This is a genomic window from Vogesella lacus, from assembly GCF_979366295.1.
On record NZ_CEETQT010000010.1, the window covers coordinates 53,852 to 79,032 of the forward strand.

31 protein-coding genes, 1 other RNA gene and 2 riboswitches are annotated in these 25,181 nt (G+C 55.6%); of the genes, 17 read left to right on the forward strand and 15 right to left on the reverse strand.

Annotated features, from left to right (window positions below; genetic code table 11):
* Position 1 precedes the first annotated feature (1 nt).
* Positions 2-1,402, forward strand: coding sequence for a PhoH family protein (locus ACZ9W6_RS13545; RefSeq protein ID WP_465191692.1), 1,401 nt, complete (start codon positions 2-4; stop codon positions 1,400-1,402).
* Between the two features lie 34 nt (positions 1,403-1,436).
* On the forward strand, positions 1,437-2,228 hold the full coding sequence (locus ACZ9W6_RS13550) for an alpha/beta hydrolase (protein WP_465191860.1): 792 nt from the start codon (positions 1,437-1,439) through the stop codon (positions 2,226-2,228).
* Positions 2,229-2,252: 24 nt separating this feature from the next.
* Here ACZ9W6_RS13550 and ACZ9W6_RS13555 read toward each other — a convergent pair whose 3' ends face one another.
* Positions 2,253-3,482: a M24 family metallopeptidase gene (locus tag ACZ9W6_RS13555; protein ID WP_465191693.1), complete on the reverse strand. Its 1,230-nt coding sequence runs from the start codon at positions 3,480-3,482 to the stop codon at positions 2,253-2,255.
* Positions 3,483-3,583: 101 nt separating this feature from the next.
* Here ACZ9W6_RS13555 and ACZ9W6_RS13560 point away from each other — a divergent pair, with 101 nt between their 5' ends.
* Positions 3,584-4,174 carry a helix-turn-helix domain-containing protein gene (locus ACZ9W6_RS13560; protein WP_465191694.1) on the forward strand — a complete coding sequence of 197 codons (591 nt, stop codon included), beginning with the start codon at positions 3,584-3,586 and terminating at the stop codon, positions 4,172-4,174.
* 46 nt (positions 4,175-4,220) lie between these two features.
* Here ACZ9W6_RS13560 and ACZ9W6_RS13565 read toward each other — a convergent pair whose 3' ends face one another.
* The gene (locus tag ACZ9W6_RS13565; protein WP_465191695.1) at positions 4,221-6,089 is read right to left on the reverse strand and encodes a methyl-accepting chemotaxis protein; all 1,869 of its coding nucleotides are present in this window, start codon (positions 6,087-6,089) and stop codon (positions 4,221-4,223) included.
* 371 nt (positions 6,090-6,460) lie between these two features.
* Positions 6,461-6,555, forward strand: a riboswitch (glycine riboswitch).
* Between the two features lies 1 nt (position 6,556).
* Positions 6,557-6,653, forward strand: a riboswitch (glycine riboswitch).
* A 121-nt stretch (positions 6,654-6,774) separates the two neighbouring features.
* Between ACZ9W6_RS13565 and glyA the strand changes: the two genes are divergently transcribed.
* From glyA to ACZ9W6_RS13595, 6 genes are all read left to right on the forward strand, one after another.
* Complete coding sequence (glyA, locus tag ACZ9W6_RS13570) at positions 6,775-8,031, forward strand: serine hydroxymethyltransferase (protein ID WP_465191696.1); 1,257 nt, start codon at positions 6,775-6,777, stop codon at positions 8,029-8,031.
* Positions 8,032-8,127: 96 nt separating this feature from the next.
* Positions 8,128-9,528: an L-serine ammonia-lyase gene (locus ACZ9W6_RS13575; RefSeq protein WP_465191697.1), complete on the forward strand. Its 1,401-nt coding sequence runs from the start codon at positions 8,128-8,130 to the stop codon at positions 9,526-9,528.
* Positions 9,529-9,603: 75 nt separating this feature from the next.
* On the forward strand, positions 9,604-9,969 hold the full coding sequence (locus tag ACZ9W6_RS13580) for a helix-hairpin-helix domain-containing protein (RefSeq protein WP_465191698.1): 366 nt from the start codon (positions 9,604-9,606) through the stop codon (positions 9,967-9,969).
* Between the two features lie 157 nt (positions 9,970-10,126).
* An RNA gene (ffs, locus tag ACZ9W6_RS13585) (signal recognition particle sRNA small type) lies at positions 10,127-10,225 on the forward strand.
* A gap of 205 nt (positions 10,226-10,430) precedes the next feature.
* The gene (locus tag ACZ9W6_RS13590; RefSeq protein ID WP_465191699.1) at positions 10,431-10,751 is read left to right on the forward strand and encodes a helix-turn-helix domain-containing protein; all 321 of its coding nucleotides are present in this window, start codon (positions 10,431-10,433) and stop codon (positions 10,749-10,751) included.
* Positions 10,752-11,236: 485 nt separating this feature from the next.
* Complete coding sequence (locus tag ACZ9W6_RS13595; RefSeq protein WP_465191700.1) at positions 11,237-12,457, forward strand: tyrosine-type recombinase/integrase; 1,221 nt, start codon at positions 11,237-11,239, stop codon at positions 12,455-12,457.
* Here the strand turns inward: ACZ9W6_RS13595 and ACZ9W6_RS13600 are convergent.
* Positions 12,439-12,630 (reverse strand): helix-turn-helix transcriptional regulator, encoded by a 192-nt coding sequence (locus tag ACZ9W6_RS13600; RefSeq protein ID WP_465191701.1) that lies wholly within the window; start codon positions 12,628-12,630, stop codon positions 12,439-12,441. The genes ACZ9W6_RS13595 and ACZ9W6_RS13600 overlap by 19 nt on opposite strands.
* Complete coding sequence (locus tag ACZ9W6_RS13605) at positions 12,627-12,998, reverse strand: hypothetical protein (RefSeq protein ID WP_465191702.1); 372 nt, start codon at positions 12,996-12,998, stop codon at positions 12,627-12,629. The genes ACZ9W6_RS13600 and ACZ9W6_RS13605 overlap by 4 nt, the downstream gene beginning before the upstream one ends.
* 124 nt (positions 12,999-13,122) lie before the next feature.
* Between ACZ9W6_RS13605 and ACZ9W6_RS13610 the strand changes: the two genes are divergently transcribed.
* On the forward strand, positions 13,123-13,407 hold the full coding sequence (locus ACZ9W6_RS13610; protein WP_465191704.1) for a hypothetical protein: 285 nt from the start codon (positions 13,123-13,125) through the stop codon (positions 13,405-13,407).
* 8 nt (positions 13,408-13,415) lie between these two features.
* Here ACZ9W6_RS13610 and ACZ9W6_RS13615 read toward each other — a convergent pair whose 3' ends face one another.
* From ACZ9W6_RS13615 to ACZ9W6_RS13645, 7 genes are all read right to left on the reverse strand, one after another.
* The gene (locus ACZ9W6_RS13615) at positions 13,416-13,880 is read right to left on the reverse strand and encodes a hypothetical protein (RefSeq protein WP_465191705.1); all 465 of its coding nucleotides are present in this window, start codon (positions 13,878-13,880) and stop codon (positions 13,416-13,418) included.
* A 10-nt stretch (positions 13,881-13,890) separates the two neighbouring features.
* Entirely contained in the window at positions 13,891-14,133 is a 243-nt protein-coding gene (locus ACZ9W6_RS13620; protein ID WP_465191706.1) for a hypothetical protein, read from the reverse strand.
* 3 nt (positions 14,134-14,136) lie between these two features.
* On the reverse strand, positions 14,137-15,825 hold the full coding sequence (locus ACZ9W6_RS13625) for a YqaJ viral recombinase family protein (protein WP_465191707.1): 1,689 nt from the start codon (positions 15,823-15,825) through the stop codon (positions 14,137-14,139).
* Positions 15,812-16,555: a recombinase RecT gene (locus tag ACZ9W6_RS13630; protein WP_465191708.1), complete on the reverse strand. Its 744-nt coding sequence runs from the start codon at positions 16,553-16,555 to the stop codon at positions 15,812-15,814. Before ACZ9W6_RS13630 ends, ACZ9W6_RS13625 begins: the two co-directional genes overlap by 14 nt.
* 50 nt (positions 16,556-16,605) lie before the next feature.
* Positions 16,606-17,097 (reverse strand): hypothetical protein, encoded by a 492-nt coding sequence (locus tag ACZ9W6_RS13635; RefSeq protein ID WP_465191709.1) that lies wholly within the window; start codon positions 17,095-17,097, stop codon positions 16,606-16,608.
* An 82-nt stretch (positions 17,098-17,179) separates the two neighbouring features.
* A complete protein-coding gene (locus ACZ9W6_RS13640) occupies positions 17,180-17,347 on the reverse strand; it encodes a hypothetical protein (RefSeq protein ID WP_465191710.1) in 168 nt (55 codons plus the stop codon).
* The gene (locus ACZ9W6_RS13645; RefSeq protein ID WP_465191711.1) at positions 17,344-17,547 is read right to left on the reverse strand and encodes a hypothetical protein; all 204 of its coding nucleotides are present in this window, start codon (positions 17,545-17,547) and stop codon (positions 17,344-17,346) included. The genes ACZ9W6_RS13640 and ACZ9W6_RS13645 overlap by 4 nt, the downstream gene beginning before the upstream one ends.
* 293 nt (positions 17,548-17,840) lie before the next feature.
* Here ACZ9W6_RS13645 and ACZ9W6_RS13650 point away from each other — a divergent pair, with 293 nt between their 5' ends.
* Positions 17,841-18,317, forward strand: coding sequence for a hypothetical protein (locus ACZ9W6_RS13650; protein WP_465191712.1), 477 nt, complete (start codon positions 17,841-17,843; stop codon positions 18,315-18,317).
* Between the two features lie 619 nt (positions 18,318-18,936).
* Here ACZ9W6_RS13650 and ACZ9W6_RS13655 read toward each other — a convergent pair.
* From ACZ9W6_RS13655 to ACZ9W6_RS13670, 4 genes are all read right to left on the reverse strand, one after another.
* Entirely contained in the window at positions 18,937-19,605 is a 669-nt protein-coding gene (locus ACZ9W6_RS13655; protein WP_465191713.1) for a thermonuclease family protein, read from the reverse strand.
* Between the two features lie 91 nt (positions 19,606-19,696).
* Entirely contained in the window at positions 19,697-20,518 is an 822-nt protein-coding gene (locus tag ACZ9W6_RS13660) for a DUF3037 domain-containing protein (protein WP_465191714.1), read from the reverse strand.
* A complete protein-coding gene (locus ACZ9W6_RS13665; RefSeq protein WP_465191715.1) occupies positions 20,515-21,234 on the reverse strand; it encodes a HipA family kinase in 720 nt (239 codons plus the stop codon). Before ACZ9W6_RS13665 ends, ACZ9W6_RS13660 begins: the two co-directional genes overlap by 4 nt.
* Before the next feature lie 10 nt (positions 21,235-21,244).
* Positions 21,245-21,958 carry a S24 family peptidase gene (locus ACZ9W6_RS13670; protein ID WP_465191716.1) on the reverse strand — a complete coding sequence of 238 codons (714 nt, stop codon included), beginning with the start codon at positions 21,956-21,958 and terminating at the stop codon, positions 21,245-21,247.
* Between the two features lie 108 nt (positions 21,959-22,066).
* Here ACZ9W6_RS13670 and ACZ9W6_RS13675 point away from each other — a divergent pair, with 108 nt between their 5' ends.
* From ACZ9W6_RS13675 to ACZ9W6_RS13700, 6 genes are all read left to right on the forward strand, one after another.
* Entirely contained in the window at positions 22,067-22,291 is a 225-nt protein-coding gene (locus ACZ9W6_RS13675) for a hypothetical protein (RefSeq protein ID WP_465191717.1), read from the forward strand.
* Positions 22,292-22,400: 109 nt separating this feature from the next.
* The gene (locus tag ACZ9W6_RS13680) at positions 22,401-22,865 is read left to right on the forward strand and encodes a phage regulatory CII family protein (RefSeq protein WP_465191718.1); all 465 of its coding nucleotides are present in this window, start codon (positions 22,401-22,403) and stop codon (positions 22,863-22,865) included.
* A gap of 2 nt (positions 22,866-22,867) precedes the next feature.
* Positions 22,868-23,875, forward strand: a complete 1,008-nt coding sequence (locus tag ACZ9W6_RS13685) for a DUF1376 domain-containing protein (RefSeq protein ID WP_465191719.1) — start codon at positions 22,868-22,870, stop codon at positions 23,873-23,875.
* Entirely contained in the window at positions 23,859-24,467 is a 609-nt protein-coding gene (locus tag ACZ9W6_RS13690; RefSeq protein WP_465191720.1) for a hypothetical protein, read from the forward strand. Before ACZ9W6_RS13685 ends, ACZ9W6_RS13690 begins: the two co-directional genes overlap by 17 nt.
* Complete coding sequence (locus ACZ9W6_RS13695; RefSeq protein WP_465191721.1) at positions 24,464-24,679, forward strand: hypothetical protein; 216 nt, start codon at positions 24,464-24,466, stop codon at positions 24,677-24,679. Before ACZ9W6_RS13690 ends, ACZ9W6_RS13695 begins: the two co-directional genes overlap by 4 nt.
* Positions 24,676-25,179: a RusA family crossover junction endodeoxyribonuclease gene (locus ACZ9W6_RS13700; protein WP_465191722.1), complete on the forward strand. Its 504-nt coding sequence runs from the start codon at positions 24,676-24,678 to the stop codon at positions 25,177-25,179. Before ACZ9W6_RS13695 ends, ACZ9W6_RS13700 begins: the two co-directional genes overlap by 4 nt.
* Positions 25,180-25,181: the final 2 nt, after the last annotated feature.

Genomic DNA, 25,181 nt, shown 5'->3' on the forward strand with positions numbered 1-25,181 from the left:
CATGGTTGGCCGCAAGAAAAGCAAGATCAGCAAACTGTTCGTCCTCGACACCAATGTGCTGTTGCATGACCCCACCTGCCTGTTCCGCTTCGAAGAACACGACATCTACATCCCCATCATCACTCTCGAAGAGCTCGACGATCACAAGAAAGGCATGTCCGAAGTTGCCCGCAACGGCCGCCAGGCCAGCCGCTTCATTGACGAGCTGGTCAGCCAGCAACGCAATATCGACGATGGCATCCCGCTAGGCAGCAAGAGCCATCAGGCCGCCAGTGGCCGCCTGTTTTTGCAGACTCGCCTGCTCGATACACGACTACCCAATCCGCTGCCAGTCGGCAAGGCCGATAACCAGATACTCGGCATCGTGATGGCACTGAAGCAGCACGATGCCGAACGCGAGGTCGTACTGGTGTCGAAAGACATCAATATGCGCATCAAGGCACGTGCGCTGGGGCTGGATGCCGAAGACTACTTCAACGACAAGGTGCTGGAAGACAGCGACCTGCTGTATACCGGCACACTCGAAATCAACAGCCAGTTCTGGGACAGAAACGGCAAGGAGCTGCGATCCTGGCAGGAAAACGGTCGCACCTATTACCAGCTCAAAGGCCCGGATGCCAACAAGCTGCTGCTGAACCAGCTGTTATGGCAAGGCGGCGATCAAACCCTGCAAGCCCGTGTCATCCAGCAGGAAGGCAAAGAAGCCACACTCGAAACCCTCAAGGATTACAGTCACCAGAAAAACAATGTCTGGGGCATCACCGCACGCAATCGCGAACAAAACTTCGCGCTGAATCTGCTGATGAACCCGGAGATCGATTTCGTGACCTTGCTGGGCCAGGCCGGTACCGGCAAGACCTTGCTGACCTTGGCTGCCGGCCTCGCCATGACGCTGGAACAAAAGCTGTACAGCGAAATCATCATGACGCGGGTGACGGTGCCAGTCGGCGAAGACATCGGCTTTTTGCCTGGCACCGAAGAGGAAAAAATGCTGCCATGGATGGGCGCACTCGAAGACAACCTTGATGTGCTCAATCGCAGCGAAGATGACAGTGGCGACTGGGGGCGCGCCGCCACCCGCGACCTGATCCGCAGCCGCATCAAGGTCAAATCGCTGAACTTCATGCGCGGCCGCACCTTCCTCAACAAGTATCTGATCATCGACGAAGCGCAAAACCTGACGCCCAAGCAGATGAAGACCCTGATTACCCGTGCAGGCCCGGGCACCAAGGTTGTCTGCCTGGGAAATATCAGCCAGATTGACACCCCCTACTTGACGGAAGGCAGCTCTGGCCTGACTTATGTCGTAGATCGCTTCAAAGGTTGGCCGCATTCGGGCCATATCACCTTGCAACGCGGCGAGCGCTCGCGACTCGCCGACCACGCGGCGGAGGTACTCTGATTTGTCCGCACTTGAACTGATACACAAACCGGCAATGGGCAAGTCACGCCAGACGCGTCCATTGCTGTTTTTACATGGCGCTTATTCGGATGCCAGCTGCTGGCATGAGCGCTTCATGCCCTGGTTTGCCAAACAAGGTTTTGATTGCTGGGCCCTCAGCTTCGAGGGCCACGGCAAATCACCCAACAGCAATGGTCTGCCGCCGGGCATTGATCGTTATGTCGATAATCTTGCGCAAGCGCTGACCTTGCTGGGTGACCCGCAGCCTATCATCATCGCCCACTCCATGGGCGGCTTTGTGGTGCAGGAATACCTGACCCGACACCCGCTGCACGCCGTCGCCCTGCTGGCACCCGTACCGGCCAGCGGGCTGTCACGCTCGACCTGGCGCATGATGTGTCAGCGCCCCGACCTGCTGACCCGGCTCAATATGTTTCAGCTGACCGGCACCGGCATGGATGCTGACAGCGTACGCGCCCTGCTGTTCAGCGAACACAGTTCGGACAAGGATATCGAATGGTGCCTTAGCCATTGCCGGCCCGAAAGCCAGAAAGCCCTGCTCGACATGAGCTGGTCAACGTTGGCCGCAAGATATAGCCAACGCCCTGATCATGCGCTGGTCTTGCTGGGCAAGTCTGACTTGCTGATCGGCGACAGCGATGTTCGCGAGGTCGTGCAACGCCTGAATGCCAAGCAATGCAATATCGACGAACTGGGCCATATGGTGATGCTGGACAGGCAATGGCTGCTGGCTGCCAAGGCCATTCATGACTGGCTGGAAAAAGAGGCCGTCAGCACCGTGGCCGCCGACCTCACACCAGGCTAGTACAAAGCCGGATTGACGGTCCGTTTACCGCTGATAACCAAACGGATCGTCAATACTGTGGCTAGGCTCGGTAAACCAGCGCGGGCCTTGCTCGGTCATGTAGAAATGATCCTCCAGCCGCACGCCAAACTCTCCCGGCACGCATATCATCGGCTCATTACTGAAGCACATGCCGACCGCCAGCGGCGTCTGGTCAGAACTCACCAGATACGGCCACTCGTGAATATCCAGCCCGATGCCATGACCCGTACGATGCGGCAGCCCCGGCAGCTCGTACTCCGGGCCAAAACCATCCACCTGCAATTGCGCTCTGGCAGCCAGGTCAACCGAGCCGCAAGGCTTGCCCAGCTGTGCAGCAGCAAAGGCCGCAGCCTGCGCTGACTTTTCTGCTTGCCATACTTGCCGCTGACGCTCGCTGGCCTCGCCAAAAACATAGCTGCGGGTAATATCCGACAGATAGCCATGCAGCTCACAACCGGTATCAATCAACACCATATCACCCTGCTTCAGGTATTGCGGTTCCTTCACCCCGTGCGGAAAAGCCGTCGCCGGGCCAAACAAGGCGATACAGAAATAGGAACCCGCAGCCGCACCCACCTTGCGATGCGCCTCATCGATGAACGCCTCGACCTCTAGCGTGGAGATGCCTTCATGCAAGATGCTGGCAACCGCCTTGTGAACTTCCAGCGTCATGTCTTTGGCCGCCTGCATCAGCGCGAGCTCGGCAGCAGATTTCTGCATGCGGCAACCAGCTGTCACTGGCTTGGCATTGACGAAACGACAAGCCGCACCTTGTTCGCGCAAACCGTCAAACACGAAGAACGGAGTACTTTCATCAATAGCCAGTACGGTATTGGCCTGATCAGCATTGACACCCAGCTCGCCAAGCACACGGAACAACAGCGCATAAGGCGATTCGTGCTCATGCCAGCCACTCACCGGCGCGCGCTGAACCATATACTCATCCAGCGTACCCAGCTCGAAATGGGGTGCAATAAAACGTAGCTGACCACCGGCCGTCAGCACTGCACCGACCATACGCTCGCTGGCATACCATTTCAGACCGGTAAAATACTTGAGGCTAGTCCCTGCATGCAGATACATGGCATCAATACCATGCTCTTGCATCAGACTCGCGGCCTTGCCCATTCTCGCCTGATATTCAGCCAGTTCAATCGGCTGCACATTTGCCGTCATGCACGATAATTTTTGCAGTGCATCCTGCTTGCTGACACCACCAATCCCGATTGCCATCACCTGCTCCCTGTCTTTTGCGTAATAATTCAGTGCATGATAGCAAGCAAATTTTAGTGTCACTTAAATTTTGATTGCCAAACTCACGATATTGATAAAACATGCGCATACCGCGCAACGGGAATACAACAGCGATGTCAGAAGAATCGATAGGCCAACGACTAAGGCGATACAGAAAGCTCTGCGGCAAGACACTGGTACAAGTATCCAAAGAGGCCGGGGTTTCTGCAGGCTTCCTGTCCCAGGCCGAACGGGACATGACCGGCCTGTCGCTATCCTCGCTGGCCAACATCGCAAAGTCACTCGGCGTCTCAAGTAGCGAGCTATTCCCCCTGCCACGCCAGGAGGCACCCGACTCTCACCAAAACACCCGCCAAAGCTATGCCCTCACCGGCATGATGCAGCGCTATGAGCGCCTGAGCACCTCCTTTGACGGCAGCGTACTCAATGCAGTCAAACTGATCCTACCAATTGACTACCGCTCGGAAGAGGTCAGCCACGAGGGGGACGAGTTTGTCTACGTGCTGAATGGCAAGGTGCGCTATATCGTCGGCAACAACAAATATGATCTGGTCAGTGGCGATTCGCTGCATTTCAACCCGAAAGAAAGACACGCGATACACAACAACTCTGGCGAGGTGTGTGAAATCATTTCTGTCAGTACCCAACCGCTTTTCGAGAACGCCAAATAAAAAAGAGGCGCATCTGCGCCTCTTTTTTATCTCAATACATCCGCACTCACAGCTTGAATTGCGACACCAGTGACTTGAGCTGATCACCACGACTGGCCAGCAACTGAATCGTAGCCAGCGCATCCTGCAAACTTGCATCAGTCTGCTGCGCCATCACGTTTACGCGCTCGGCACTACGCGCCATTTCATTGGTTGCCACGCCCTGCTCGGCGGTTGAAGACGTAATCTCGCCCATGCGAGAAGAAATCTCCTCAGCGTGACCCTTGATCATGTCTACCTTGTCAGCTGCCTGACGCGACAGCGCTACACCACTGGCCACCTTGGCATTAGTCTCGTCAGCATGTGTAATCGCCTCACCCGTTTTGGCGATAACGGTATCAATCAGCTCGGCAATCTGGACGGTAGCCGTTGCTGTACGCTCGGCCAGCTTGCGCACTTCATCCGCCACCACGGCAAAACCACGCCCCTGCTCGCCGGCCCGTGCCGCTTCGATAGCTGCATTCAGCGCCAGCATATTAGTCTGATCCGCGATATCACGGATCACGGCCACGATGCCTTTGATTTGCTCGGACTGGCCCGACAGGCTGGACATCACATCCTGCAATGAACCCACCGCAGTAACGATGGACTCGACTTCGCGGGCAACTTCAGCCATCGCCTTGTGAGAGTCAAAAGCATTGTCACGAGAGCGGGACACCAGCTGCTCAGTCTCACCGACATGATCTGCAATGTGGTTAATGCTGACTGTAATCTCCTCGATCGTTGCCGCCGTTGCCGACAATTCGGATGACTGCACGCGTGAATCCTGGGCAATCTTGTCCGCAACACGATTAAGACCCACCGCATCCATCGCCAAGGCATCAGATTCGCCACGTACCGTCAGGAACATCTCACGCAACTTGGCCACAAACTGGTTGAACGACTCGGCAATCTGGCCGACCTCGTCACGATTACCCACCGGAATGGTCTTGGTCAGATCACCCTGACCACTGGCAACCTCCAGCATGGCCTTGCGCAAGGAACCCAGCCCCGAAAGCATTTTGGCAACACCGGCATAAGTCAGTACCGACGCAATCGACAAGCCAACAATCGCCAGAATGATCAACACTGTCAGCAACTCGCGCACCGGCGACATGGCCTCGGCTTTTGGCACCACGATACCAAGCAGCCAGCCTGTTTTTGGCACAGACATCAGCGAAACCATATTCACTTCGCCACCCAGGTCGATATCCTGAATGCTGCCATCTTTGGCCAGCGAACCAAGGTCGATGCCAGGCACTACTTCGCCGATTTTCTTCAGTACCGAGTCCTTCTGCGGGTGGGCAATCACCTCACCCTCAGCCGTTACCAAGAAGGCATAGCCACCGCCCGGCAATTTGGAAGAGACGATCTCGTCAACCACCCGCGCCAGCGTAACGTCACCGCCAGCAACTGCCGTCAACGTACCGCCCGACTTTTGCGACTCGGCAAAAGTGATGATCGGGCGCTTGGTTGCGGCATCAAGATAAGGAGGCGAAGTGGTCGGGCCATCAACGGCTGCTGCGGCCTTGTACCAAGGCCGGCCAGTCGGATCGTAGCCAGCTGGCAATGCAGGCGATTTGGCATCCATGGTCATGGTCTTGTCTGGCTGGCCAACATAAGCCGAATCAAAACCACCGGCATGTTGAGCCTGATCCAGAATCGGCTGCAAATCACCCTTGCCGAAACGGCCAAGAATCGAGCTGACAATCTGCTGGCGGCTTTGTACCCATTCGGTCACAAAGCTGGCCTTGTTGTCAGCGGCGAGATTGATCTCGCGGGAGATCTCCTCTTCGAGCGCTTGGCTCATCTTGAAATACACGATGCCACAGAATACTGCTGTTGATGCAGTCATCACCAACAACACGAACATCATCAATCGGGTTCGGATTGTCATGCGCGCTCCCCTTGCTTGCGTTTTTATTTATTGAATGGCCTATTATTCATATAAGCCTTGAGACACGAACTTGCCAAAATATAGTCAACTCAGTCAGTTGACACCAAACCACACGATGACAAAAGACAAACGAGTCAACCAGCAAGTACGTCCCGAACTCGCGCATTTCAGCCTATTCGATGTTATATATCAAGCCTAACTGAGCATTTCATTAAATCCCCGCATCAAAACTACCTCTCAAATTTTAGCCAGCAATGCCAAACAGCAATATTTCTGACAATCGTATATGCCAATCACTTTCCTTGCCGGCATTTGACTTGGACATCAACTTTCTCTAGATTTGCCTGAGCCGCAGGAATGTCAAACATTCCACGGGATACACAGGAGAGACTGTCCGGAACGACTGCGACAGCGCCGAAGGGGAATCGCCCCAGAAACTCTCAGGCAAAAGAACTGTGTGAACCAGGCACTCTGGAGAGCAGGTCTGCAAAGCAGCACCTCGCCGAAGGCAGCACGGCTACCGCAATCTGGTAGCCAGAATCTCTCAGGCAAAGGGACAGAGGGGGCAACGTCGGGTGATACCGGACGGGGCTCCTTTTTTCATTCCAGCCCTACCCCTACACACTCGCCACTACCAGCCGATCACAAGACCCGTTGTCTTGCGGCACATAACAGGAGTTGCGCGATGTTTCACAGAGAGATGGAAATTGCCGGATTTGATGATGCGCTATGGGCGGCCATGCAGGCCGAAACACTGCGTCAGGAACAACACATCGAGCTGATTGCCTCGGAAAACTATGCCAGCCCGCGCGTCATGCAGGCACAGGGCAGTCAACTAACCAATAAATACGCCGAAGGCTACCCGGGCAAGCGCTATTACGGCGGCTGCGAACATGTTGATGTGGTTGAGCAACTGGCTATCGACCGTGCAAAGCAGCTATTTGGCGCTGATTACGCCAATGTGCAGCCACACTCCGGCAGTCAGGCCAACGCAGCGGTATACATGTCGCTGCTGCAACCGGGCGACACCATTCTTGGCATGAGCCTGGCCCATGGCGGTCATCTCACCCACGGTGCCAAAGTCAATTTCTCCGGCAAAATCTACAATGCCATCCAGTACGGCATTGACAGCCAGAGCGGCGAAATCGATTACGACGAGGTGGCAAGGTTGGCCGCAGAGCACCGCCCCGAGATGATTGTTGCCGGCTTCTCCGCCTATTCGCTGATCGTAGACTGGGCACGCATGCGCGAAATTGCCGACAGCATCGGGGCATGGTTATTCGTGGACATGGCCCATGTCGCCGGACTGGTTGCCGCCGGCCTTTATCCCAACCCGCTGCCACACGCCCATGTGGTCACCACCACCACCCACAAGACCCTGCGCGGCCCACGCGGCGGCCTGATCCTTGCGGCCAACCCGCCGGAAGAGCTGGTCAAAAAGCTGCAATCACTGGTTTTCCCCGGCATTCAGGGCGGCCCACTGATGCATGTCATCGCTGCCAAGGCGGTTGCCTTCCTTGAGGCACAGCAACCCGAGTTCATTACTTACCAGCAGCAAGTGCTTGCCAATGCACGCTCAATGGTCAGCACCTTCCAGCACCGCGGCTACAAGATTGTCTCGGGCAAAACCGATGATCACCTGTTCTTGCTGGATCTCATCGACAAAGGCATTACCGGCAAAGCGGCAGATGCCGCACTGGGTGCGGCCAACATCACGGTCAACAAGAATGCCGTGCCCAACGACCCGCAAAGTCCGTTTGTCACCAGTGGCATCCGCATCGGCACACCAGCCATCACCAGCCGCGGCTTCAAAGAAGCAGAAGCCACCCTGATTGCCAATCTGGTTTGCGACATTCTGGATGATATTGACAACACCGAGGTTGCCAATCGGGTAAAACGCCAGGTTCTGGCGCTTTGCGCTGACTTCCCCGTCTATCGTTAAGTACAATCCGGCGGCTGCGGCCAACGTAGCCGCCACACACACCCGTCAAACCTGGGTTGGCCGCAAGGCCACCCGAGCAAAAATAAGAGAAGCAGCATGGCAATTAGTGTTTTTGACCTGTTTAAAATCGGTATCGGCCCATCCAGCTCGCACACCGTCGGCCCGATGCGCGCAGCCCGCCAATTTATCGCACGGCTCGACAAGGATGGCCTGCTTGGCATTACCTGTCGGGTGAAGTCAGAGATGTTCGGCTCGCTCGGTGCCACCGGCAAAGGCCACGGCACCGATACCGCCGTGCTGCTTGGCCTGCAGGGTGAGCTGCCGGATCTGGTCGACACTGATCAGGTCGACACCATGCTGCATGCCATTCGCGAAGCCCGCTCGATCAACCTGCTGGGCAAGCACACCATCAATTTCAACGAGTCAGAAGACCTGATTCTCTACAAGCGCAAGGCGCTGCCCTACCACCCCAACGGTATGATATTCGAGGCATTTGATGCTTCGGGCAACAGCCTCTCCAAGCGTGCCTATTACTCAGTAGGCGGCGGCTTTGTTGTGGATGAAGCGGCCATCGATGCCGGCTTCACCCCGCCAGGTGTCACCGAGCTGCGTCATCCATTCAAAAGTGGTGCCGAACTGCTGGCACTGTGTCAGCGCCATGGCAAGTCCATCAGCCAGATCATGCTGGAAAACGAACTGGCCTGGCGCACAGAAGATGAAATCCGCAGTGGCCTGCTGCAAATCTGGCAGGTCATGCAAGCTTGCGTGAAGCGCGGCTGCGAGCGCGAAGGCATCCTGCCAGGCGGCATGAAAGTCAAACGTCGCGCATCTGACATGTATCGCAAGCTGCTGGCCTCACCAGAAGCTGCGCTGCGTGACCCACTGACTGTACTCGACTGGGTCAACCTGTATGCACTCGCAGTCAATGAAGAAAATGCTGCCGGCGGCCGCGTAGTGACCGCACCGACCAATGGTGCAGCAGGCATTATTCCTGCCGTCTTGCACTATTACGCCCGATTTGTACCGAATGCCAATGACGAAGGTGCGATCCGCTTTCTGCTGACTGCTGGCGCCATCGGCATTCTGTTCAAACTTAATGCTTCCATCTCTGGCGCTGAAGTTGGCTGCCAGGGTGAGGTCGGCTCCGCCTGTTCTATGGCTGCAGGCGCCTTGGCCGAAGTTTTGGGCGGCACACCAGAACAAGTCGAAAATGCCGCCGAAATCGGTATGGAGCACAATCTTGGCCTGACCTGCGACCCGGTTGGCGGACTGGTACAAGTGCCTTGCATCGAACGCAATGCCATGGCGGCCATCAAGGCAATCAACGCCGCACGCATGGCACTGCGCGGCGACGGTCATCACTTTGTTTCGCTGGATCGCGTCATCAAGACCATGCGCGACACAGGCCGTGACATGAGCACCAAATACAAGGAAACCGCTCGTGGCGGCCTCGCGATCAATGTGATCGAAGTGCCAGTCAACATCGTCGAGTGCTGACATAGTACAAAGGTCAACACAGCAAGCCAGACAGCAGCTTCTATACTGATAGCAGGCTCTTTCGGGAGAAAGATCATGCAACAGCTGCTACTCTGGCTATCCATGCTGCTCATGCCCACCCCCGGTGTTGAAATCAATACCGCCAGTCTTGAAGCACTCATCAGGATTGGCATTCCGCCCGTCCACGCGCAACAAATTATCAGCGTGCGCAAAGAAGCAGGGCCATTCAACACCCCTGCTGACTTGCTTGAAATTGATGGCATCGAACAACAATCCTTTGCCAAAATCAAAGCAAGTCTTTCCGTCAATGGTCAGCCACTATCAACGGCAAACCCAGCTCCCGTCATTCGCACGCCCCATCGCCCTACCAGCGATAGAAATCCGGCACGGGATGACCGGGAAGCCTCGCGCGAAACAACGCGATCTGCCGATCGATCATGACAACACAAGCAAAACTGACAATAAATTAGCAAACAATCTCAGCAAACTTCCAATTATTGGCATTGAAAACCCAGAATGCCGACCGCATTGAGATTGCATTCGCAAATAGTTCTTGCCAGATATTAACAGATGCTTTAATCTGCGCTTTCAACTCTACGGCGGGTCTCCCCGCATTGGGTGGTAATGAACCTGGTCAGGTCCGGAAGGAAGCAGCCACAGTTACTTAACTCAAGTGCCGGGGGTTTGGCTCGCCACCCCAATTCTTAACCATGCCCGTCATAACCGACGGGCATGGTTGTAATGCATAAATTACACTGTCCTTTTCTGGTCACCTCTGCTATCATCTCAATGCAAGTCAAATAAAGCGCGGGCAAAGACCCTCGCTGATATGGTTTTACATTGCATTACAGTCACATACGGACAACCGTCCATATAACACTCTCAAGATACCGAGGAACGCCATGAAACTGTTTGATAAAATTGCCAATCCACGTGAAATCCGTCGCAAACTGGGTCTGAACCAGCAAGAATTCTGGAGCCGCATCGGCGTTACCCAGTCTGGCGGCTCCCGCTACGAAAGCGGTCGCAACATGCCAAAGCCTGTTCGCGAACTGCTGCGTCTGGTTCATGTTGAGCAAATCGACCTGACCAAGGTTCGTCGCGAAGATTTCGAAATCGTCGAATACCTGAAGGAAACCCACCCGGACCTGTACAAGAGCCTGCGCAAAGCCGTTCGCGCACGCTATGAAGCTCAAGGCGATGCCGATACCGCAGAAGCCTGATTCCGTACAGCCCCAAGAAAAGCCGCAGCCTTGCTGCGGCTTTTTTCTATTCTTAACGATCAAGTAGCACGCATTACCAATTAACCCATCCACTGCAGCCGATAAAATCAGTACGATCACACTCGATTGCCAAGCACTTCCCCATCTCGAATCACCACCGAATCGGTTATGATGTAAGCCAATATCCGCAGCATGCTGCAGCAGATCCAGGCTTGCCTTTGCCATGCGCTACATTGCCGAAAGAGCAAAGCCCATCAAAGCCAGATCGTGCAAACAATCTTATACAAAATCAAAGGATTAACAGCGCTATGCTATTGATGATCGATTATCAGCACTAGCTTTCCAAGCCCTTCCACATCCTCCCGCCAAGCATCCCAAAGCCTTATTTTAAAAGGATGTACCTTTCCACATCCTTCCAGATACCCCCATGACAGCCCAGAAAAAAGGGGGTATTTTTGGGGGTACCAGAAATAAGGTACCCCCTCATGGCACTCACCGACGTCAAAATCCGGCAGACAAAGCCCGGCGAAAAGCAGATCAAGCTCTCGGATAGCAATGGCCTGTACCTGCTGATCAAGCCAAATGGCTCAAAGCTCTGGCGGTATAAATACCGGATGCGCGATGCCGAAGGAGTCGTTCGGGAAAACGTTTATGCAATAGGTGAATACCCATCCCTGTCGCTATCAGAGGCCCGAACAGAACGAGACAAGGCCAAAGAGCTAATCAAGGTCGGCAAGCACCCTTCTCACGTCCGGCAAACCGAGAAAGCAGCACAACTCAGCAGCAGCGCCAATACGTTTGAAGCCGTGGCGCGCGAATGGCTTGAAAAGAAACGGGCCAGCTGGAAGCCTCACACTTACCTGCAGGCGAGCAACGCCCTCGAAAAGAATGCCTTCCCTGCATTTGGCTCCTTGCCTTTACGCGACATATCAGCTGCAACCTTGCTGGCCATGCTGCAAAAAATGGAAAAACGCGGGGCTGTGACACTGGCCATTCTGGTGCGCCAATGGTGCTCGGCAGTCTTTTGCTATGGCGTCGCCACATTGCGGGCAGACTTTGACCCCGCATATGCATTGAAAGGCGCGCTACACCGCCCGCCAGTCAACCACAGCCGCGCCCTGTCTACTGACGATCTTGCGGACCTGAAAGCCAGACTGGCTGCCTATAAAGGCAACCGTACAACCATTATTGCCATCCAGCTGCTGATGTACTGCTTCACCAGGACTGCCGAAGTCAGGTTGGCAACTTGGGATGAGTTTGATCTGGCACGCGGAGAGTGGCGTATTCCCGCTGGGCGCATGAAGATGAACCGCCTGCACGTAGTACCACTATCCAGACAATCCATTGCTTTGCTGAAAGAGCTACATGGCATCACCGGCGGCGGGAAACTGCTTTTCCCGAATCAGAGAAGGCCAAGTGAGAGCATGAGTGCCACAACGATCAATCGGGCACTTGAGCACATGGGATACAGCTCAGGATCGGTAACCGGGCACGACTTCCGCGCCACAGCCTCGACCCTGCTGCATGAGAATGGATTTAGCGCATTGGCGATTGAGCGCCAACTTGCACATGCCGAAAAGAACAAAGTAAAAGCGGCGTACAACCATGCCGAGTACATGGATGAACGCCGCCAGATGCTGCAATGGTGGGCCGACTTTATTGATGGCATTGAGACGAAGGCAATGCCTCACGCGGCCCTTTCCTGATCGGCCATCCACTCATTGATTGCACTTTCTCTCCAGACTGCAACGCGATCCCCAAGCTTGATCTGCCTGGGGAACTGCCCTGCGTGCATCCGACGATAAATAGTGGTCATACCCAGGCCCGTTTTCTCGCAAACGTCCTTGATTCGCAGGTAACGATCATTGATTTGATTCATGCTGCCTCCCTCCATACCGCCTCCCGACTCTCTTCTGGCAGCTTGGCCAGCTGTAACGCAACCCTGAGTTCGGCAATCCGCCGATCGGCAGCTGCCAACTGCTGCTCTGCCAACTCCGCTCGCTCGACCTCGGCCGCCAGCGCGGTATTCCTGCGGCCAAGCTCCTGCAGTCGCTGATAAAGCTCATTGATGTAGCGAGCATCACCCTCCGCCTTGCGCAGCTCTGTGGCGTGCGCAGCACGCAGCTGTTCGTGCGCGATGCGCAGTCGGTCATAGCCGGCTGCGCGTTTGCGAAGCAGCTGCATGACCATCGTCATTTCAGCCAGCTGAGCCGCGGTTAAAAGTACAAAGGAAACATTGCTACCCATCTCGGAACCTCACTCAAAAAGATAAAGGCCGCAGATAGCGGCCCATGTGAATGCGTGACAATCAATTTCTTACCTGTTATGCATCTATAATCATTGCTATTGCATGCCGCGACAGGGATTTGCCATGAAATTCTCACTGAAGAACGATAGCCAGCAACTGGACAACTTTGCCATCTTCCAAAGACCCCCTGCCAGCGCCAGCGACTACCACTCACTGGCTTGGCAGGTGCCTCGTCCGGACAAATCCTCAAGCCCAGTTGATTACAGCGTGAACATCAACTTTGAACCGAAATTCAGCTTCATCAATCCGCAAAGCGCCGATACAAAGCCTGGCAGCCCAGTGGATCTGACATACTCATTTGACGAGCAAATCAGATCGCTGATTGAGGGCAAATCAAAGCCAGAGTGAGAGGCGCACTAAGCCGCCTCACGCCCCTGCCAGCCAGTGCCTTCCGTGCTGGCATCGAAAAGCGCCGGTTGATCTGGCTCCCCTTGCAGCGCATCGCCCACATCAAGGTAGCGTTTGCCATCCTCAAGCACGACCATGACAATGCCACCCGCCTTATTGGCCAAGTGATGTGCCTCGATACTGTTCATGCAGGTCAACTGAACTTTTACCTCGTTTTCGACAAACTGGACTGACTTCACTGCTGTGCGGAAGTGGATGCGATTACCGGTCACAATGACACTCACTGCTTCCTGAACAGCTTTGGCGATGTCTTCATGCACACGCCCAAGTACTTCAGCCTGCATATCCTGATCCATCTTGCCGAAGGGCATGACCAGTTCTTTCAGCTGGCGAGTCGCGGCCTTGATGAGATCACCCATCAGGAATGTCTCGGCAATGTGCCGGGCATGCATCTGCTCTTCCAGTTGGATCATTTCTTCCTGGCTAATTGTGGGTTCCATTACGAGTCCTTTCGGTGTCGAGATTGGCTATCCGCTCCAGATGGTGTTTCTGCAGCGTACTGATGTGCATGCCCATGCCGTACGTCTTGAATCGGCTCAGCATGTCGGAGATGAAATTGCTATCCCAGTCACGGGATGCATTGAGTTCGGCATCGGCCAGCAACTGCTTCAGCTTTGCTTCTGTGTAGTGCTGGCTGGCCGGCTTACTGAATGAAGTGACAACCATGGATCAGGCCGCCTCGCGCTGCTCGCCCGTGGCCACCGCACGGATATGCCCCATCAATGCGCGGCAGATCGGGATGAAGTCGGCTTCGTGATACAGCCGGGCTGCACCTTCTTGGGTTGCCGTGAAGCCCAGTGACGCCAGCAGCTTGACCGACACGTCGAAGCCCAACCGGTCGTTGATCATGCCCAAGCGCAGTGTTGGCTCGCCTGGCGGTGCCGCTGACGCCTGATTGGCCGCTATAGCTGACATCGCAAACAGATCAGCCGCCGCTGCTTCTTTCACGGCAGGCACTATGGCCTTGTTGGCCGCCTCTGCCTCAGGAGCAGCCTTCACTGCGGCTTCGTCCTGGCGCCGCTGCTCTGCCTCTCGCTGCTGACACTCTCGCTCTACCCGCTCACGCTCGGCCTGTTGGTGAGCATCAAGACGCGATTTGATCAGCAAGGCCAGGTCATCCGGTGACTTGTGCACGATGACGCTCTCGTCTGCGAACAGGAAAAGGTGGTCTGCGGCCAAGGTTTGCAGGGTCTTGAGGTTGGCCGTCAGCTTGTCGGCAATGGCATTGGCTTCGACCTTCACCCGCGCCAGCTCGGTGCTGGCGGCATCGCGCAGACTGGCCAGCGTGCGCTTGCCTTTGATGGCAGCGGCAAAATCACCCGCCAGTGCCGGCATGTATGCTTTGCCGATGTCGGCATTCAGTTGGGCCAGATGGGCTGTCAGTTGCTGCCTGGCATCCAGGATGATGCTGTCGCGAATGGCGTCTTTGCGCTGCTTGACCAGTTTTTCCAGATCCAGCCGCACCTTGCGCGCCTCGGCACTGATGTCGTCGATCGCCTTGAACAGCTGGTCGATACTGCTGGTCTGGCTCAGGGCGTGTTCCTTGGCAGCGGCCAACCTTGCTTCAACCTCACCGCACCACTTCACCGACTGCTCGGCATCGGCAAAGTCCTGGTCGGATTCCAGCGTGCGATTCACGCTGCGAATGGCCGCCAGCGCGGTTTCCTTGAAGTCGGCCAGATTTGAGGCCGTTACCATGCCGGTGACTTCAATACGCAGCGCGGGCAAGGTGTCGGGGACTTTGCCGGTCAGGTTGGCCGCTTGCTCGACGTCGGGCTTGTATGCCGCCAAATCGGCGGCGAACTGTTGCCAGCCACCAATCAGCAGCGCGCGACGCTCGGGCCTGGACTGGTAACACAACTCGACCAGGTTATCCTCTGTGCCATCCGATACCGTGAACAGCACACTGTTGGCACGACTCACCAGTAGTTGCTGCTCGAGTTGCGGCCAGTGCGTGTCTGGCACATCCTGATTGGCCTCGATGTATGCCACCAGCCAGGTGTTCCACATCTTGTTTTCCCAGCAGGTGTCTTCCAGCATGGTGATACCGTCGAAGCTGGCCAGCAGTGGCAGCCCTTCGACGTAAGCCTCGCCCGTGGTCGGGTACAGGTCTTCGCCTAGCCGAGCCTCGATGATCGGGCGGGTCGCCGCTTCCACCTCGTGCCCCTTATCCAGCAGGTTCTTTTGCACCCACTCGGAGAATTCTTTGGCGGTGCCGGTGGCTTTCATGTGCAGCAGCTCGGTGCGCTTCACCTTGTCGCACAGGCCCAGCATGGCGGCAGCCTCGCTGGCGGTGAAGTGCTTGGCACGAATGGCCAGCCATTCTGGCGAGCCCTGGATCAGATCAAGCGTTTTCATAGGTTGCTCCCTGCTCGCCGCCACATGCACGCAGACGGGTTTCTTGTTCGTCGGTAAGCGTGTTGCGGGTTTTGATCTTGGCGATGATGCTGTCAGCCGAGTATTTGCCGCTCTCGACCACACCCCGCCACTGTTCGAAATTGGCTTCGAACTTGTCTGCCGGGTAGGGTTCAAGCACGAGCGGCTTGGCGATAACTTCGGCTTGTGGCGTGATGTCTTTTTCGACGATGCGTGCAGCATCCTCTTCGTCGTGGATGCCGCCAAAGCCGAAAGCCAAACGGGCGCACTGGATCATGGCCTTGTGACGCAGCATGCGGCGCGGGTGGGATTGCCACGGACCGCCCCCCTGCTTTTTGCACTCGGCCATGTACTCGGTTATCCGGATCGGCCGAGTGCGGTCTTTGCGGTAAATGATGCAGGTGCACCCTTCTTCATCGCTTTCGAAGTCCATACCGTCGAATTGCGGGTGTTCATTGATGATGCGCGCCCAACCATCTACGCCAACCACCGGCACAATGCCGCCGCCTTTGGGGTCAGGGAAGGCGTAGATTTCTTTGGTCCACGGATTGAGGCCGAACTGATTGGCCACGATCAACAGCGCAGTCATTTGCGCATCGGTGACATTGCCGCGAAAGGCAGTGGCCTTGAGCGTATCCATCAGCTCGCCGCCATCGACCAGATTGAGACGACCGGCCAGCTGACGGGTCAGAGTGCTTAATGCTGTGCTCATGCTTTACTCCATGAAAAAACCCGCCAGCGGCGGGTGTGTCTGGGGGGCGATCAGGCTGCCTGCTTCATCATTTGTGCTTCGGCAATCAAAGCCAGCCATGCCTGGGCCTGTGCGAACAGTACGGGGTACTGACGTCTGATAATGGCATCACCCTCTGCGATCAACTGCAGCAGGCTGGCCACCAGCTCGTGCAGCTGATCTTGTACCGCAGGCTCTTGAGACTCGTAGACGGCCTCGATCAGCCCGCGGGCGATGGCCGCGCCGGTGAAGGTGCTGCTGATGCTGAATGCCCAATGGGCATGGGTGGAGAGCCATATGCCGCAACGATCACCCAGCCAGCGATGACACTCTCGCCAGGCGGCTTGCTCTTTGTCGCCAGTGCCCGTTGCCAGGCATTCGAGGAATGACTCGCCCAGTTGCAGGCGGCGCTGCGGGTCAGCCAGCTGGAGGGCGGCTTCTTGCTCCAGGGCGAGTTGCGCCAGCTCGGCTTCACCCTGGGCTTTCACGTGACTGCTCAGGTCGGTCATAACAGGGTCGCTCATAGTTGCTCCAACAGTTGAATGATGGCCATCAGGCCGTAGAACAGCGCCAGAGCGCAAAGGCCGGCGAGGGCTTCCTTGGCGTTCATTGCTTTGCCTCCTGTTGCCAGCGCCGCGCCTCGATCGCATTTCGGGCTTTGTGTCGGGCAATCTCTGCCTTGCTTGGCTGGCGGTCGTTAAAAAGCCCGAGTGCGATGGCTCGGGCTATCTGGACTTCTTTGGCGCGCTGGGCTGCCTTCTTGGCGAGGATCATGCTGCCCCCGGACAATCTGATTCGAAAGAAACGGCGACCTTGCGGCCAACCTCGCGGATACGCAGCTGATACTGCGGAATCAGGCGGATGATGTTTTTGCTGCCACGCTGACGTACCGCCACGCGACCGGTTTCCTGTTCGCGGGCTTCGATATCGCTCGGGCTGCTGGCGCAGAGGGGAAAAAGCAGGATGTTATTCATGGCGGTACCTCTGAAAAAAAGAACCCCGCACGAGGCGGGGCAAGGATCAACGAGGAGAAACAAATACGAAAAATCGGGTGGCCCGTGACGTGGACCAGTCGCCGTGGCAGAATCAATTTGCAGACGTCATCAACCACGGAGAGAGAAATGCCTTTTGACAGAAAACCTACTGGACACGCTCCTCGCACCCCTGCTCCAGCCCCTCGTCCCGCCGGGCCGGCCAGTCATGATCGAATCAACAACCATGCCCCCAGAACACCACCACCGCCACCAACCAAGAAATAGGATTGCCGATGGAACGCGATGAAGCGGAATTCAACCTGACTTACTCCATTCTTATTGAACAGATGCACAGCGTCCTATTTGGAAGACTGGATCGGTTTTGTACTTTTGCTCAGCTATTTCTGGGTACGGCCGTTGCAACTAACGTCGGCACCCCTACAGCCAATGGCTTGTTCGTGGCCTTCCTGGCAGCAATTCAAATTACCTACCAGCCAGGTGCAAAATCTGCTGAGGCAAAGCGTCAGCTTTCTCGTTACTTGGAAATACGTAAACGCTCGACAAATCTAGAACCAGAACAGATACAAGACGAAATCAACTCCATAGCGACCAACGACACCGAGGTTGTTGGCTCTCTTACCCATCCTGCCTGGCTGGCTACTTCCTTACAGCTGGATCGCCCGATTGATGATGCACAATGGAATCGCATGACCACGCTTCAAGCAGCACTTTCTTGGTTTGCAGGAAATCATCCGAAGAAAGCACCATAATTAATCAGTCGCCTTAGTCGATTAGGCCGCTGCTGTGAGGCTGCTCTAGACTTCTTGTTACTAGTAGTCGGCCACCACTCCCTTGAAGCAGGGTGTGGATTTATTGCTCCGTGACTGTCAGGCGTGAGCCTGATGGTTGCATGCAGCGGTGCTCGGGCGCTGCTGGTGGCCAACATGGATGGCGGCTATCGAGTCCCAATCCGGACAACCGCCATTCATGTTGTCGCTCGCTTGAGCGACAAGCTACCGTCAGCACTTTATCCCTACCCCTCCTCTACGTCTTGGCTCCCTGAGCCTCCCCGCTGACTGCCTCCGCTTCATCGCGCAGTCCCGCTGGCCATATCCGAATAGTGTGCTGACGGCTGCCCCGATTTGCAGTCTGCTTGCCTGCAGCACTGCGCCGGTCGGGGGCCGTTATCGTGAATTGTTTAAGAGCCATGCACCGTGTGGGGTGCTGATGGCTGAAGTATTACTGTTTGGTATTTTTATGTCAATACTAAATGGTAATTTTCGTTTGCTTGCTGCAACTGATTTACATCACCACTTGGTACTTTTCTAACGTGACAACACTGAACATCCGTTGCACAGCCGCAAAAAAACCCGCCGAAGCGGGCTCTTACTATCGACAGATTGATTCACATGGCACTCCGTCCTTATCTCTATCCAAGCGCCCTAGGCCGCACTGGTTAAGATAAAACCTTGCCTCTTCGCAGCTATTCATTTGGCCGCAAACCGTTTTGCCTCCACATGAAAACTTGCTGCTCTGTCTTTTGCTTGCCGCGTGCTGGATTGGATCAACATCATTGCCGCGGCTGGCATTGCCACGTTCACCACGCCGCCACTTGCTAGGCTCGATAGGGTTCGAATCTGACCATAACCCTGCTCGACTACTACGCGCCTGTTTTTCCTGGTTAAAGTAAGCCTGATCACTAGCATACTGGGCATAAACCCATGCCATACCCGCTTTAACTTGCGCAAGGTTGGCATCATTTTCGCCAACCATCACCTTGGCAACCGTGCGGCCGTATTTGTCAGTGGTTTCTGGTTTCAGGATAACTTGCTTGCCATAAACCAGATCAGACAGAGCCTGCTTCGACTTTTGCCCGAATGCTTGGTCTTTCTCAGGCGCATCAATCTGAGCCAAGCGGACTTTAATCTGACGCTTCTCGGCCGAGAGGCATGTGAGCGTGTCTCCGTCACTAACCCCAACAACCCGGCATGCAATGTCATCAGCGGCGAAAGCAACGTTTGCCGCAAGTAGCAAAAGAGTGGATGTAAGCAGCTTCATACTTTATGTTTATCGCAAAAATGAAGCCGCCATTATATGCACAATGACTTTTCGAGGCGAGGTAATAAAAAACCCGCCGGAGCGGGTTTTTTTAAGAGGCGGCAAAACTCAATAGTTTATCTTGCTCCGAAGTGTCGATTACCTGAACACCCAATGTCAGCAATTCTTTCTGGATGTTGTAGGCCGCCTCCACTCGCCTTGGATACGCATCATCTGGTTGCTTGATCGCAAACAAGACCAATTCTGGAAGTGCTTTCAGAGAACGCAGTCGACGGACCTTGGCGAGCCACCCATCTCCATGCTGGTAGATCTTATTGGGCTCTTCCTGCCCAAGAAACAGTGGCTTAATCAACTTCAAAGCCTCTCCGTCTTTTGTGCTCTGAACCAGCGGGAACGTCACCGCGTAATCCTCTGTACCAAGTCGTTCTTCTCGAAATGGCATCGTCAGATCCAGCGAATTGACCAGCCCAGCTACTCGCTTGGCAAGATTGGTTTCTTGATACTCTTTACTAGCAAACTTACGGCTTACATAGTGCTCAAACAGCTGATCAACGGCCAGAGCCGGAGATTCGACCATAATGGCTCTTGTGCCACCAAAACGTACAATCGCTTCACGAGGAAGAACCAAATGGTCAAACAGATTTCGAACGATGTCTGGTGAAGCATAGTTCGTGGAGAGCAAATGCGCGACGCGAGCCAGTTCAGCTTCAAAATGGCCAAGTGCATCTTTGTACACGCTGGCATGGAGCTCTTCAAAAAAGCCAGTGATCCTAGCGTACTTCTTCCTCTCCAAACGATAGGAAAAGAATCCGGTCTTAGGGCAAGCAAGTACGATGCCGGCATTGGCAAATTCACCTGTTTCCGGATATGGCATAAACTGGACGATGGCGTAACGGCATGCCAACTTAGTCATAGTGCCTCCCAGAATTTAAGGTTATTGAATCTGCACAGTTTTTGATGTGCTTGCTGGATATTGAAGTCCACCGGTATATCCTGCTCGTCATTCTCCCATGACCAAGCAGGAGGGATATTATTACAGGCTTCCGGCCAGGCTAGCAATGCCCCCGCAAGGCGATCGGCGTACTCCGCCTGACTGGCGAGATCACCCACAATAGAGGGCCATTCATCCGCAAAAATATGATCTGACACCAACTCGGAATCTGCAATGCCCTTGGCAAAAATTCGATTATGATCGATGACAATTATCTTTTTCTCATCGTCCATAAAAAGCAGATTTGGATTGTGACTCCCGCGATCTTCGTTACAGACCCAGTAATCAAAAACCAATAAATCCCGGCGAAAATCTCGCTTTGCCCAACCCGTATCAGCCAACTCGAACCACCTGGCAGAGGGAGCTTCTTGCGATCCAAAAAATATCCCTTGGCCAATGCCGCGCAATTCCCGCGGAAGTTCGTCAAAGAGATCTTCACTCATTTCAAGCATGCTCCCTGGCGGCACTGGCAAGCCAAATGCAGTCGCCAAGTGCCAACCAAGCAGCTCACACACTTGGCTTTCACGTCCAGAGTGCCGCCCTTTTACAAAGTAGCGATGACCATCTTCTGCCTTGCAAACATACGGGCCAGACATGCCTTGGTCAGACTGATACTGTACTTCGACGATCTGAAGCATGGGCTTCCTGTTATAAATTAAAGCTCACCGACACCACCAGCCCCACAACATGCAGCACATCCGGATCTTCAGCCTGGACAATCGCATCCTTGTAGGTCTGCTGATTGTCTGATCTGACCAGCACCGAACCATCCATCTGCTTATACAAGCGCTTCACATAGCACTCGTTACCACGGCAAATGACATGCACTTTGCCGCTAACGATCTCTTGCTGGCGGTGAACGATGAGGCTCGCGCCATTCGGAATGGTCGGTTCCATACTGTCGCCGGCCGCAACAATCGAAAACAGCCCTTCAGGCTTGTAGCCATTTCGCAGCGCCCAACCGGAGCGGCAGTAATTTGGCTGGCCTTCGGTATCGATTTCCAGCACTGGCTCGCCATGGCCAGCCGAGGCTTTTACGGTGTAGCGCGGCACGGCGATCATGCCTTCTGGCACCTGCTCACTTGTCTCGACGACAACAACTGGACGCAATGGTGTCTGGACTGCCGGGCCAAGCGCAGCAGACAGCTGATCATCAGAAGCAAGATCCAGCCATCCTGTGGGCATGCCTGCCGCAATCTCCAGACTGCGCGCTTTCTTCTCGCCAAAAGATTTGGCTCGTAAAAGTCCGGAGAGTTCGCCCTGATTAATGCCAGTAGCTCCAACAAATTGGGCTTGGCTGCCATCACAACGCTCCTCGATCCAAGCGCGCAGGCGTGCTCTTCTGTTCTGTACTGTATCCATCCGGCAAGTTTCCCAAATATATACCAGAAGGTAAAACACCAAAAGGTATTGAAATTAACATTACTGTTTGGTAATGTTTGTGCATTTCTACTTGCCTGAAAGGCTGAAATGGACCTGCGCACATACCTGAACGGCTTGTCACCTCACGATCAAGCTGCATTTGCAATCCGATGCGGCACAACCGTCGGATACCTTCGCAAAGCCATCAGCACCAAACAACTTCTTGGGCATCCGCTGTGCGTATCAATCGAGCGCGAGTCTGACAAGCAGGTCACCCGGCAAGAGTTGCGCCCTGACTGGCTTGAGTGCTGGCCTGAATTGCAGGCAGCCTGATCAGCCGCGTAATCAATGCCAATAACCCAAGCCAACTCGTCACCCGCGCCATTACCAAGCCTAGCTGCAAGGCCGCCTGACCTCCACGCAACACTGAAAGGACACTTACATGTCAAACCCCAACATCCTGGATGGCAAAGCACGCCACCGAGAAGTACTCGGTTTGATCCAGATGCAATCTCGTGAGAAAGGCGGTTTGTCCGATGTCGCGCGTCAGCTGGGTAAAGACGAGCGCACGTTTGCCACCAAGTTCAACCCGAACAATGGCGATCACCAGCCAACAGCGATCGAGCTGCTTGATGTGATCGAACTGCTGGGGCTGGACTACGCCGTGAACGCGATTGCACTGAAGGTTGGCCGCATTGCCGTTGAGCAGCGGGTGCTGGAGGTTAGCTCGCGCGAACTGGTGGAACATGCCCAGCTGATGCTGGCCAAGTTCGGGGTGACGATACACACCACGGCCAAAGGTTTGACGGATCAGCGACTGGATGCGCAAGAGCGCCAGGCGATTGCGAGCGAGCTGGATGATCTGATTCCGCTATTGATTGCCGTGCGTGCCGCGGCGAGGGGGTGAAGATGAATCCCCTGCCCCTGACGCCTGAAGGGTGCGATCTGCGCGACTTCGCCTTCATGCCGCTGGATGTCGTGCGTTTGCGTGACAGTGATTTTGCGGCGATTTCTGATGCCGAGGCTTTTCGAGCCGGCTTGTTGCTGTGGTGCGCGAGCTGGCATCAGGTGCCGGCCGCCAGCCTGCCTGATGATGATGTAGTGCTGGCCCGCCTTGCCGGCTTTGGCCGCGTAGTGAAGGAGTGGCAGAAGATCCGCGAGGAGGCTTTGCATGGCTGGGTGAAGTGCAGCGATGGCCGCCTGTATCACCCGGTGATTGCCGAGAAAGCTGCAGATGCCTGGCAATCGAAGTTGCTGCAGCGCTGGAAAACCGAGTGTGCGCGATTGAAGAAGGAGTGCCAGCGGAAGAAGTGTCCCTACAACCCGCCTGCGTTTGAAGAGTGGCTGTCCCGAGGACAAGCCGGTTTTGTCCCTAGGGACATGGCAGCGATGTCCCCGAGACAGATTGAGGGTGTCCCCGAGGAGAAGGCCATTTCCGACAAGGGACATGATGATGCTGTCCCTGATTTGTCCCTCGGGAAACCCGATCCAAGGGACAGGGATAGGGACAGGGATATATCTAACTCACTACGTTCGTTAGAGAGGGACGCGCACAACGGGGACACGGGGACAGGTGTCGAGAAAACCAGCGCACCGGAAGATCTGTCCCCTTCACCCTCGCACCGTGCCCTTGCACTGAACATGAATCTGGATCTGCGAAACGAACTGGGAATGTTCCTGGCCAATGCCCGCAGCAAGGGCAAGCTGTCTGCTGACTGGAATGCCGAGTTCGAGATGTGGTTGCGCCGTAGCCGTAACTTCGGCAATGGCCGCGACCAGCAGCCGGCGCAAGCACGACTGTCGCGTCTGGATGCCATTGCCAGTGCTGCCGATACGCTGGGCGTCGGCAGCCAGTATCTGAACCCACCTGCTTCGGCCCTGAGCGGCCTTGGAGATAACCATGCAATCGAGAGCTGATTCCCGCCCACCCTTGCCCTACGAGGTGGTGGCAATGATTTTCCGCAGTCTGCGCGGCCGTTTTGGCAATGCTTTCGTGGACAAGTTTCGTACCGGCCGCTATGTGCCAGAGAACCAGCCGAATGCCGGCAAGGATCTAGGCTTGCTGGAAGCGATGGATGTCTGGGCGCACGAGTTACGAGACCTGTCGCAACAGGACATCGAGCATGGTTTGCGCTGCCGGTTCAAGTTTCCGCCCTCTGCCGATGAGTTCATTACTGCCGCCTGCACGCGCGATTACGGCGCCATGCCCAGCAACCAGTTTACTGCCTTGCCTCCTGCCCGCATTACCGAGCTGGACCGCGAACGGGCTGCCCAGCATTTGCAGACAGTGACAGGAACGGTTCGCAAGGTTGTGCGGAGCACTAACCATGGCCAGCGGCTGGATTGGGCACTGGAGATTGCGCGGAGGATCGAGCGCGGCTTGCCGCAATCGAGCTATGGCGCAAAGTTGGCCGCCGAGGCATTGCTAAATGCTCGCCAGTCCATTCCGGCCATGTTGGCGAACTATCTGCCGGCACCGGCCAATGACGAAGATCAGGAGGCCGCATGAGTCTGCAATGCGAAGGTTGCGCCCAGCGTAGCAAGGGGCTGTACATCAAGGGCTGCGAGTGTTGCGAGGCGCGCTTGCTGGCACGCTTGTTCAAGCGTGACCGGCAGACGGCCTACGCCAAGGCGCTGGCGCGTGGCGAGGATGTCGAGGCGCTGAAGCGTCGGGTGTTGGCCGAGTGGGAAAAAGATCAGGCTGAAAGGTTGGCCGCATGAACAGGATTGTTCGTTTTACGGTGCCCGGGGCACCGGTGGGCAAAGGTCGACCGAAGGTGTCTACCCGTGGTGGCAAGTTTGCCCGGATGTATACGCCCGAGAAAACGGCCAGCTATGAGAGCCTGGTTGCACTGGCTGCCCGACAGGCCATGGCCGGCATGCCACTCTTTGACGGGCCGGTTGAGGTCGTAATGGCGATTCTGCTGCCGGTACCGGCCAGCTGGTCAAAGAAGAAACAGGCAGAGGCTTTGCGCGGGGTGTTGCTGCCGACGAAGAAGCCGGACGCGGATAACGTGGTGAAGGCGATTTTTGACGGGATCAACGGGGTTGTCTGGCACGACGACGTGCAGGTGTGCGGCTTGTTGATGGTGAAGCGCTATGCCGCGGTGCCGGGGGTGCATGTTCGGATTCAGCCTGTGGCGGCGTCGGTGCATTGGCTGGTTGATACGGGGATGGATGACGGACTGGAGCCGCTGTCTTATCCATTGTTGGCCGCATGAAA